The following is a 10,337-nucleotide window of genomic DNA, read 5'->3' as shown; positions in this document are numbered from 1 at the left end:
CACTATTCACTATTCACTATTCACTATTCACTATTCACTATTCACTATTCACTATTCACTATTCACTATTCACGAATCACCAATCACCAATCACTATTCACTTTTCACTTTTCACACCCCACATCCCAAACTTCCCTCCCTAACACCTATTTTTGCACCATGTCATCTTCCCTATACAAACTCCTGCGTCAGGAATTCCCGTTCCAACCCACGTCCAAACAGGATATTTTCTTTCAAATGATTGCCGATTTCGCCACGAATTCCAATCCGGATGAGATGTTCGTGCTCAAAGGCTACGCGGGTACGGGAAAGACGACGGTGATTTCGGCCTTGGTCAACGTATTGCCCGAAATCCACAAAAAATACGTGCTTCTCGCACCTACGGGACGCGCGGCCAAAGTCATCTCGGGCTATTCGGGAAGACAGGCGCAAACGATTCACCGCAAGATTTACTATCCTAAAAAAGGCAGCGGCGGCGGAATCCAATTCCAACTCATGCCGAACAAACACACGAACACGATTTTCATTGTCGACGAATCATCGATGATCGGCGATACGGCTTCCGATTCGAAATTTTACGAAAACGGCTCGCTTCTCGACGACTTGATCGAATACGTCTACACCGGAAAAAACTGCAAGATCCTGTTGCTTGGCGACACGGCTCAGTTGCCGCCCGTGAATTCCGAAGTAAGTCCGGCTTTGGATGTACGCAATCTGGAACAGGCGTACGGCATGAACATTCCGCATATCGAATTCGACGAGGTCATGCGCCAGGCCGAAACTTCTGGTATTTTATACAATGCGACCCAATTGCGCGAATTGCTCAAAGACGATTTCATCACCGATTTCCAATTCGACGTCAAACGTTTCAAGGACATCGTACGATTGACCGACGGATATGACATCCAGGACGCGATCCATTCGGCTTACGGCAATTATTCGATAGAGGACACGGCGTTTATCGTGCGTTCGAACAAGCGCGCCAACCAATACAACCAGCAAATCCGCGGACGCATCCTTGACAAGGACAGCGAACTTTCGGTAGGCGATTACCTGATGGTCGTCAAGAACAATTATTTCTGGCTTAAGGAATCGGACGAGGCCGGATTCATCGCCAACGGAGACATCGTCGAGGTGCTCGAAATGTTCGGCATCAAGGAACTCTACGGTTTCAAGTTCGCCAAAGTCAAGGTGCGCATGATCGATTACCCGAACCAACGCCCGTTCGAGACCGTTTTGCTGCTCGACACATTGGTCAGCGAATCGCCATCGCTCACGTACGACGAATCGAATCGTTTATACCAAGCCGTTCTCGAGGATTACGAGGACGAGCGCGCCCAATACCGCAAACTGCAAAAAGTCAAGGCGAACGAATATTTCAATGCGCTTCAGGTGAAATTCTCGTACGCGATCACCTGCCACAAATCGCAAGGCGGACAATGGAACACGGTTTTCATCGAACAGCCGTATCTTCCCGACGGCATTTCGCGCGATTACGTCCGATGGTTGTATACGGCCGTAACGCGTGCGCAGGATAAGTTGTATTTGATTGGGTTTCCGGATGAGTATTTTGAGTGATTGGTGAATTGTGATTGGTAATATGTTCTTGGTGAAATGTGAAATGTGGTTGCTGAATGGAATAATTCAAGTTTATGATCCGGATAAAGAGACGGGTATAACGAACGGATGCCGTACTCTCAAGTCGAAATTTTTCCTTTGGTAGATGACATTAACCGAAACGTCACACCAATCACCTTTGACATTTTACTTTTCACTTTTCACAACCAATCACTTTTCACCAATCACCAATCACCTAAAATTCCGTAACTTCAAGAGAAAATCCCACCCATGAAAAACTGGATTCTTCTCGCATTCATTTCAATGATTTTCGCCGGAATTACATCGGTTGTCGCCAAAATGGGCATGAGCAAAGTAAGCAGCGACACCGGATTGGCCGTTCGAACTATGGCTGTGATGCTTGTCGTGGCGGTAAATTCGGTATTTTTTAATCCGTTCATGCAAGATGCGGGCAAACTTACCTTGAAAGACATCGCGATCCTATCGGCTTCGGGAATAACTGCGGGGCTTTCGTGGATTTTCTATTTCCGCGCAGTCAAACTCGGAGACGTTTCACAAGTCGCGTTGATCGACAAAGGCAGCATCGTGCTCACGGTTTTGCTGTCGGTTTTGATCCTGGGTGAACAATTCACGTGGAAAACCGCTGTCGGTGGTACTTTAATCGTGGCAGGTTTCTTAGTTTTGTCGTTGAAGTAAGCTTTTAATTTTTGCCCCGAATGTCACGAATTTCTCAAATTTTAGAAGGTAAGATTTTGCATAACATTCGTGAAATTCGTGACATTCGTGTCTTTAAAATCACATCATGAAAATCATCGCCGTCATTCCCGCACGCTACGCCTCTACCCGATTCCCAGCCAAACTCATGCAGGATCTGGGCGGAAAAACCGTCATCCGTCGCACATACGAAGCCGCCGTCGCCACGCATTTGTTCGATGACGTGTTCGTGGTCACCGATTCAGAAATCATCAAAGACGAGATCGTGTCGAACGGTGGAAAAGCCATTATGAGCATAAAGGAACACGAATCGGGCAGCGACCGCATTGCCGAAGCCGTAGCCGACATCGACTGCGACATCGTGATCAACGTTCAGGGAGATGAACCGTTCATCAATGCCGAACCGTTGGCCGAAGTGATCGAAGTGTTCAAAAACGACCCGGGACGCCAGATCGATCTGGCTTCACTGATGATCGAAATAACAGATTGGGACGACATCAACAATCCGAATATCGTCAAGGTCGTAACCGACCAAAGCGGGTTCGCGTTGTATTTCTCGCGTTCGGTGATCCCGTTTCCCAGAGATAAGGACGCGGGCGCGAAATATTTCCGACACATCGGGATTTACGCGTTCCGTAAACAGGCAATCCTTGATTTTGCGGCGCTTCCGATGAAATCTTTGGAAGCCACCGAAAAACTGGAGCAGTTGCGCTATCTCGAATTCGGCAAGCGCATCCGCATGGTAGAAACGGCACACGCCGGAATCGGGATCGATACCGAAGAAGATTTGGAGAAAGCACGGAAGTTGTTGAAGGACAAATCTTAAATTCCAAGCACCAAATTCCGAGGTTGGAGCGAATGGAAAAGCGAACTCTTACGGATTCGCTTTTTACTTTTCTGGATGAGATTCCTCCTTCGTCGGAATCATAAAAAATCTAGCGTAAATCAGAGTTTGCTATTCGATGTTTCTTAAAAAAAGATTGGTATTTGGAATTTGGCGCTTGGATTTTCAGTTCTCTTCCTGATCGTGAAACAAATAATGATACGCCTCGGTATTGTCGAGATACGCTCCGTCGAATCCGGCGTTGATGATCTTCCTCAAATATGAATCCGATCCGCGGAACACGATGCCTTTCCATTCGGCATCCCAGAATTCAACGTAATATTCGCCTTCATAACCCGCGTAGTTCTTCTTGATCCACGACGGTTTCCCGACTTTCCACGACTTGTTCCAATAGTAACGCCATTTCTCGGCCGAACCTATATTCAAGTAACAGATTACGAGTCGTTTTCCGCCATCGGACTTGGTCTTGAGTAGTTCAAGATCGGTTTTGGTCAACTGTTGCATATCGTAAAACAAATCGATGATCAGCAGATCGAAATTAGTTTCGGAAAGCGCTTTGAGGTACGCTTCCTTGTTCTCGAATTCCTTCGGATTGATCAAATACAGGTAGTTGCGCACCTGATCCATTTGCGTCACGTCGTCCTGGTTCTGGTTTCGGATGCGCTCGGGAATATGTGAATAACTGTAGTTCGATTTCATGCGGATGAACGGCACGAAACCCGCATCGAGGTTCTGCTCGGCAACCCGGTTTATCTTTTCGGAATCGGGAATGAACTCCGAAACCAAAATCTTGCGGTCGTTCTTGAGCGCGTCCAAAAGTGCGACACGGGCCGAATCGATCGAGCCGTCTTCGGTATAGAACAATTCTTCAACGCCGAATCCGTCGACGCTTTGTATGTATTCGTAATTCTTGCCTTGTTTCGGATTTAGGTTCGTATAGGCCAAAACCGACCCGTTTTGGGGAATGATGTTGAAACCAGGTTTTTGAGATTTGGCGAATTTGGAAATCTGGCTCACGAACTTCTGCATGGCCACGCCCGCTTCGGCCTCGTTAGAAGGCGCGTCGCTCTTGGCCGTGGAAACGTCCTTGCGGCTGCATCGGGAAAACCCGCACAACAACGTGAAACTAAAAAGCAGTGAAGCGATAACCCGGATTCTCATAGTAGTCGAAATCGCCAAAAGTAGGAATTTCTCCCTTTGCAAAAACTTAAGATTCAAGTAACATGAGAAAAAATATCAGTCGCCCTAAAACCGCTTCGAAAGCGTTTGCGTAAATGCCGATATAACAATTTAAATGACAACTTATGAAAACCAAAAAATTTATTCCGGTTGCTGTCGCGGCCATCGCCATGTTCGTTTCGGTTGCCGTTTCGGCCCAGCAAAAGACCGTCATGGTTGGAGGCGCGGCCATGTATCCGTCTAAAAACATCGTTGAGAACGCGGTAAATTCAAAAGACCACACGACTCTTGTGGCTGCCGTAAAAACCGCCGGATTGGTCGAAACGCTTTCCGGCAAAGGGCCGTTCACCGTTTTTGCCCCGACAAATGCCGCTTTCGACAAATTACCCAAGGGAACGGTCGAAACCTTGCTGAAACCCGAAAACAAGAAAATGTTGCAGGATGTGCTCAAATACCATGTCGTAGCCGGTCAATGGAATGCGGACGACATCGCAAAAGCCATCAAGACCGGCGGCGGGAAAGCCGAACTCAAAACCGTACAAGGCGGCAAGCTTTGGGCGATGATGGATGGGAAAAAGTTAGTGCTGAAAGATGAAAAAGGAATGATGGCTACGGTAACGATCGCCGATGTGAACCAATCGAACGGCGTGATCCATGTCGTGGACGCCGTATTGATGCACAAATGATTGACTTGATTGATTGGGGAAAGGCTTCCGCTTTTGGGAGCCTTTTTTATTTAAAACTTAGCCACGAATGACACGAATTTCACCAATGCTATTCTATTAGTGAAATTCGTGTCATTCGTGGCTAAATCATATACTACTACCGCAGACTCGCGCCCAACTGACTCTCGAAATTCTTAAGTAATTTCCCCATGATCTTATCGATCTGGTCGTCGGTCAATGTTTTGGTAGTATCCTGAAGCGTAAAGCTTACGGCGTATGATTTTTTGCCTTCGGGAAGGTTTTTGCCTTCATAGACGTCGAACAGGTTCACGTTCTTGAGGAAACCTCTTTCGGTTTGTCTCGCAAGGTTATAAATCGCATCGAACCCAACCGATTGGTCGACAAGCAATGCCAAATCGCGTCGCACTTCGGGATATTTCGGGATATCCGTAAACTTGATTTTGTTCGAAACGAGTTTGATCACGGCATCCCAATTGAAGTCGGCGAACAACACTTCCTGTTTGATGTCGAAATGCTTGAGCACCGATTTTTTGACCGATCCGAATTCCACGATCGTGTCCTCTCCTATCATCAACGCGATACCTTCGGCAAACATGTCCGACTTGGCCGGTTCAGTTTGCGTCTTGTCGATTCCCAAACGCATAAGGATCGTGTTGACGATACCTTTGAACAGGAAGAAATCCGACGGTTTTTGCGCGCCTGTCCAACTTTCTGAACTGCGGTTTCCGCTAACGGTAAGCGTCAGGTGTTTTTTCTCGTCATACCCCAAAAGCACTTTCTGGTAGCTTTTTCCGAATTCGAACAGACGCAAATCCGAATTCCTGCGATTGACGTTATACGAAACCGCTTCGAGAGCAGAGAACAGCAACGACTGGCGCATCACGGCCAAATCGCCGCTCAACGGGTTCATCATCGTCACGTTCGCTTCCTCGCGCAACATTTCGGAAAGCGAGATATATTCTGGTGTCGTAAGCGAATTGGCCATCATCTCGTTAAAACCGAGTGACGTCAATTGACCTGCGATGATGTTCTGTAATTTATGGTCTTCTGTGCGCGAAGAATTGGCTATCGTCGCGTTGAGTTTTTTTGTGTAATTGATGTTGTTGTAACCGTAAACACGCAAAATTTCCTCGATCACGTCGATTTCGCGGTTAACGTCGACGCGATACGACGGGATCGTCAATCCGAGGTTCGCATCGGAAGAACTGTTCACTTTGATGTCGAGCGACGCCAAAATTTTCTTGATCGTCTCTTTCGGCAATTCCTGGCCGATGAGTTTGGCCGCTTTCCCGAAGTTGAATACGACCTGGAAATCCTCGATTTTTTTCGGATACAGATCGATGACGTCTGAAGTGACTTCTCCGCCCGCGACTTCCTTAATCAGCAAACACGCGCGTTTCAATGCATATTCGGTGATCGTCGGGTCGATTCCTCTTTCGAAACGGAACGAAGCGTCGGTGTTCAAACCATGGCGTTTTGCGGTTTTTCGCACCGAAACCGGATTGAAATACGCACTTTCGAGGAAAATTGAAGTCGTGCTTTCGCTGACTCCCGAATTCTGTCCGCCGAAAACACCGGCAATACACATCGGGCCTTTGTCGTCGCAGATCATCAAATCTTCTTCGTGAAGCGTGCGCTCGACTCCGTCCAACGTCGTGAACTTGGTTCCGGCTTCAAGTGTCTTTACGGTCACTTTTCCGTTGATTTTGGAAGCGTCGAACGCGTGAAGCGGCTGTCCGAGCTCGTGCAACACATAATTCGTCGCGTCGACCACGTTGTTTTTCGGCGTAAGACCGATCGCTTTCAGACGGTTCTGCAACCACTCGGGAGACGGCTTTATCGTAAGTCCCGACATGGTCACGCCGCAATATCTTGGTGCGAGTTTGGCATCGGCCACGACCGCGTCTATCTTCAATACTCTTTTGTCGATGCGGAAAGATGACACCGATGGCGTGATCAATTCCACATGTACGTTTCTCTGCAGCAAACCGGCTCTCAAGTCGCGTGCTACACCGAAATGGCTCATCGCGTCGGCACGGTTTGGCGTCAATCCGATTTCGAAAACCTCGTCGTTCTCAACTTTGAAAACCTGTGCGGCCGGCGTTCCCGGGGCAAGGCTTTCGTCGAGTACCATGATGCCGTCGTGGCTTGTTCCGAGACCGAGTTCGTCCTCGGCGCAGATCATGCCCCAACTTTCCTCATCGCGGATTTTGCCTTTCTTGATCGTGAACGATTCCCCGTCGCCTGTGTATAAAACGGTACCGATCGTGGCTACGGGAACTTTTTGTCCGGCAGCGACGTTGGCTGCTCCGCATACGATTTGCACCGGTGGATTTCCGTCGCCCAAATCTACGGTGGTCAATTTGAGACGGTCGGCATTCGGATGCTGCTTGCACGTCAGTACATGACCTACGACAACGCCTTGAAGTCCGCCTTTAACGGATTGGTATTTTTCAACGACTTCCACTTCAAGACCTAAATCGGTGAGCAAAGCAGAAGTTTCTTCGCTTGTCCAGTCGGTCTTGATGAATTGCTTTAGCCAGTTGTAAGAGATTTTCATAAGGAAATTTTTAACTTCGTTCAGTTCGGCCTGCGGCCTCGGGTGAGGGGCAAAGATAATGAGGTTAGTCGAAAATGGAAAGATGAAAGTAGAATGAATGTATCTAAATTAAGAAACGGAATCTCGGGGTGAAAATTCCAATCGTTTAGGCCAAAGATTGGAATTTGGAATTTTAAAAAAAGCAGGCCTGTAAGCCGGGTTCTGTACTCCGGGTGTGGAGTCCTTATCATTTATCTGGACCGGACGTTGCCGTACGATTCTATCTGCCTACCCTCCGACAACGGACGAGCCGCCCTTGACTATCGGTATACTTGACATTTCACCGCATAGAGTTTACCTGGTTTCACTACAGCCGAACTGTACTTGCTTTCTGTTGCACTTGTCCTCCACCCGATTTTATTCGGATGTGACGGGCGTTACCCGCTATGCTGCTCTATGGTGCCCGGACTTTCCTCCACTCGTAAAGAGCAGCGATAAGGCGGCCTGCGGCGCAAAGGTAAGGCGAATATGAGGATGATGCAACCTTTCGAAAAAAACCTGTAAGCGTGTCGGCCTGTTCTATTACTAATTTAGATAAGGTCTTCCGCCAAAGGAAAACTCCAGTAAAAATAAAGAATAAACCAATAAACACCCGTATCATGGAACGTCAAATGTACCACTACGCCACGGTTTCCAAAGCGCTCGAAGAATTGACCGCCAAAGGATTCACCACCGACTTCAACCTTGAGGAAGAACGTATCAAAAACCATCCCGACGATTTCGAAATCGTACATATATACAGATACGAGGGCGAAAGCGATCCCGGAGACGAAGCCACTGTTTACGGCATCAAGTCGAACAAAGGCGAAATGGGCGTTTTCGTCGCCGGAGATTTGTCTATGGACGACAACAGCGCCACCAAAGTACTTAACGACCTCAGTATCAAAGGCCGTCAGGAGCACCTGAACTAAAATGGACAGATTACAGGCAAAGCTTGAAAAAATAGGCCGCGACCCGAAAATCACAGCGAAAGCAGTAGGTTTGAGGTATGCGGCTTTTTCGGGTAAAGGCTATTTCAGGAACAAAAAAAGCGACGGATTTTCGTATGTGGACGACGAAGGCAAAGCCGTCCGATCTCCTGAGGTCTTGGATCGGATAAAAAAACTCGTCATTCCGCCGGCATGGGAAGATGTGTGGATCTCGCCTTATGAAAACGGACATCTGCAAGTCACGGGAACCGACAAACTCGGGCGCAGGCAATACCGTTACCATCCCGATTGGAACAAGATCCGCAACCAATCCAAATTTTATCGCTTGCGAAGTTTTGCCAAGGCATTGCCGATTATCCGAAAACAAGTCGAAAAGGATTTGGAGCGAAAAGGCATGCCATATGAAAAAGTGTTGGCGTTAGTCGTGAAACTGATAGAAGACACGAATATCAGGATCGGTAACGACGCCTATAAAAAACTATACGGCTCGTTCGGGCTTACGACGTTGCGCGACAAACACGTGAAATTCGAAAAGTCGAACGTGCGCTTCGAATTTGTCGGCAAAAAAGGAATCAAACACAGCATTTCGCTCAGCAGCCGCAAACTCGCGAACCTTGTCAAAAAGTGCAAAGACATTCCGGGACAGGAATTGTTCCAGTATTACGACGACGACGGAAAGCATTGCACGATCGGTTCATCGGACGTGAACAACTACCTCAAGCAAATCACGGGCGAAGATTTTACGGCCAAGGATTTCCGCGCTTGGTCGGGAAGCGTTACGGCTTTGCAGTGTTTTAGGAATATCGGCCAACCCGAATCGATAACCGACACCAAACGCAAAGTGGTCGAAGTCATCGATTGCGTGGCCAAAAAACTGGGCAATACGCGTTCGGTGTGCAAAAAATACTACGTGCATCCGACCGTAATCAAGGCATATGAGGACGGACACATCGACCGTTACCAAATCAGGAAAAACATAAAAAACAATAAACTCGACCCAGAAGAAGAAGCTTTGGTGCGATTGCTCAAAACCGAAAAAATCGCCGAAGTGTTAGGATAAAATTAGCCACGAATGACACGAATTTCACTAATGATTTTGTGTAAATTCGTGTCATTCGTGGCAAAACTCAACATCATGCGTACTTTTTATTGGATACTATCGACTTGCATTTTCGCAGTCTCGTGCAAAAAAGCGGAGCCGGAAATCACGCCTGAAATTACTTCTATTGACAGCACTTCAGTTATAGTCGAATCGCCGAAACCCCAAACCGACATCGTTCCGGGAGAAAAAATCGGCAATATCGAAATCGGCATGGATTCGGAAAAACTGCAATTTCTCGGCACGCCTGACTTATCCGACGCGGCGATGGGAAAAGCGTGGCTCACTTGGTACAGCGCCAATTCTGAAGCGGTTTCGGGCAAATACGAACTCAATGTGTTTACCAATTACAAGGATGATGAGATGAAGCAAAAAGTCGTGCGACTGATTCGCGTGACGTCTCCCGATTTCCATATCGATTCGGTTTCTACGGGAAAAACGCTCGCGACCATCGAAAACCGTTTCCCGAAAATCCGGTACACAGGCGGTTATCCGTACGATAAAACCAAAGAATCGGTCGAACTTTACGACGATCAGGACGGCGGTATCGCTTTTGAATTCCTAAACGACAGCTGCATCGGCATCATCGTGCATCCGAAAGAAGAAGACGTATCGAAATATTACCGCACTTTCAGGCCCGATCTTGTGCTGAACGACTTTTAACATTCCGTATCGGACGCTAACTTTTTGCAGTACAATCGCTTTTGAA

The 10,337-nt window shown here is 47.6% G+C and carries 9 protein-coding genes and 1 other RNA gene; 7 read left to right on the top strand and 3 right to left on the bottom strand.

Annotation, left to right across the window (positions count from 1 at the left end):
* Positions 1 to 159 precede the first annotated feature (159 nt).
* The 3 genes from HZF10_RS02370 to kdsB all read left to right on the top strand — a co-directional run bounded on the left by HZF10_RS02370 (position 160) and on the right by kdsB (position 3,118).
* Positions 160 to 1,578: an ATP-dependent DNA helicase gene (locus tag HZF10_RS02370; protein WP_176004573.1), complete on the top strand. Its 1,419-nt coding sequence runs from the start codon at positions 160 to 162 to the stop codon at positions 1,576 to 1,578.
* 270 nt (positions 1,579 to 1,848) lie between these two features.
* Positions 1,849 to 2,274, top strand: a complete 426-nt coding sequence (locus tag HZF10_RS02365) for an EamA family transporter (RefSeq protein ID WP_176004572.1) — start codon at positions 1,849 to 1,851, stop codon at positions 2,272 to 2,274.
* 106 nt (positions 2,275 to 2,380) lie between these two features.
* Positions 2,381 to 3,118 (top strand): 3-deoxy-manno-octulosonate cytidylyltransferase, encoded by a 738-nt coding sequence (kdsB, locus tag HZF10_RS02360; RefSeq protein WP_176004571.1) that lies wholly within the window; start codon positions 2,381 to 2,383, stop codon positions 3,116 to 3,118.
* Between the two features lie 183 nt (positions 3,119 to 3,301).
* On the opposite strand, the gene HZF10_RS02355 is transcribed toward kdsB, so the two are convergent.
* Positions 3,302 to 4,297, bottom strand: coding sequence for an endo alpha-1,4 polygalactosaminidase (locus HZF10_RS02355; protein ID WP_176004570.1), 996 nt, complete (start codon positions 4,295 to 4,297; stop codon positions 3,302 to 3,304).
* Between the two features lie 143 nt (positions 4,298 to 4,440).
* Here HZF10_RS02355 and HZF10_RS02350 point away from each other — a divergent pair, with 143 nt between their 5' ends.
* Complete coding sequence (locus HZF10_RS02350) at positions 4,441 to 5,001, top strand: fasciclin domain-containing protein (protein ID WP_176004569.1); 561 nt, start codon at positions 4,441 to 4,443, stop codon at positions 4,999 to 5,001.
* Positions 5,002 to 5,137: 136 nt separating this feature from the next.
* On the opposite strand, the gene pheT is transcribed toward HZF10_RS02350, so the two are convergent.
* Entirely contained in the window at positions 5,138 to 7,561 is a 2,424-nt protein-coding gene (gene pheT, locus HZF10_RS02345; protein WP_176004568.1) for a phenylalanine--tRNA ligase subunit beta, read from the bottom strand.
* A 174-nt stretch (positions 7,562 to 7,735) separates the two neighbouring features.
* An RNA gene (rnpB, locus tag HZF10_RS02340) (RNase P RNA component class A) lies at positions 7,736 to 8,051 on the bottom strand.
* 148 nt (positions 8,052 to 8,199) lie between these two features.
* Between rnpB and HZF10_RS02335 the strand changes: the two genes are divergently transcribed.
* The 3 genes from HZF10_RS02335 to HZF10_RS02325 are packed head-to-tail and all read left to right on the top strand — an operon-like array spanning position 8,200 to position 10,291.
* A complete protein-coding gene (locus tag HZF10_RS02335) occupies positions 8,200 to 8,511 on the top strand; it encodes a hypothetical protein (RefSeq protein WP_176004567.1) in 312 nt (103 codons plus the stop codon).
* Position 8,512: 1 nt separating this feature from the next.
* The gene (locus tag HZF10_RS02330; RefSeq protein ID WP_176004566.1) at positions 8,513 to 9,589 is read left to right on the top strand and encodes a DNA topoisomerase IB; all 1,077 of its coding nucleotides are present in this window, start codon (positions 8,513 to 8,515) and stop codon (positions 9,587 to 9,589) included.
* Positions 9,590 to 9,601: 12 nt separating this feature from the next.
* Positions 9,602 to 10,291 (top strand): hypothetical protein, encoded by a 690-nt coding sequence (locus tag HZF10_RS02325; RefSeq protein ID WP_176004565.1) that lies wholly within the window; start codon positions 9,602 to 9,604, stop codon positions 10,289 to 10,291.
* Positions 10,292 to 10,337 lie beyond the last annotated feature (46 nt).

The sequence above is a fragment of the Flavobacterium agri genome, from assembly GCF_013401995.1.
In the GTDB taxonomy this organism is placed as follows: domain Bacteria; phylum Bacteroidota; class Bacteroidia; order Flavobacteriales; family Flavobacteriaceae; genus Flavobacterium; species Flavobacterium agri.
The sequence above is the reverse complement of the archived record's forward strand: the minus strand, read 5'-3'. Positions and strand labels throughout refer to the sequence as shown.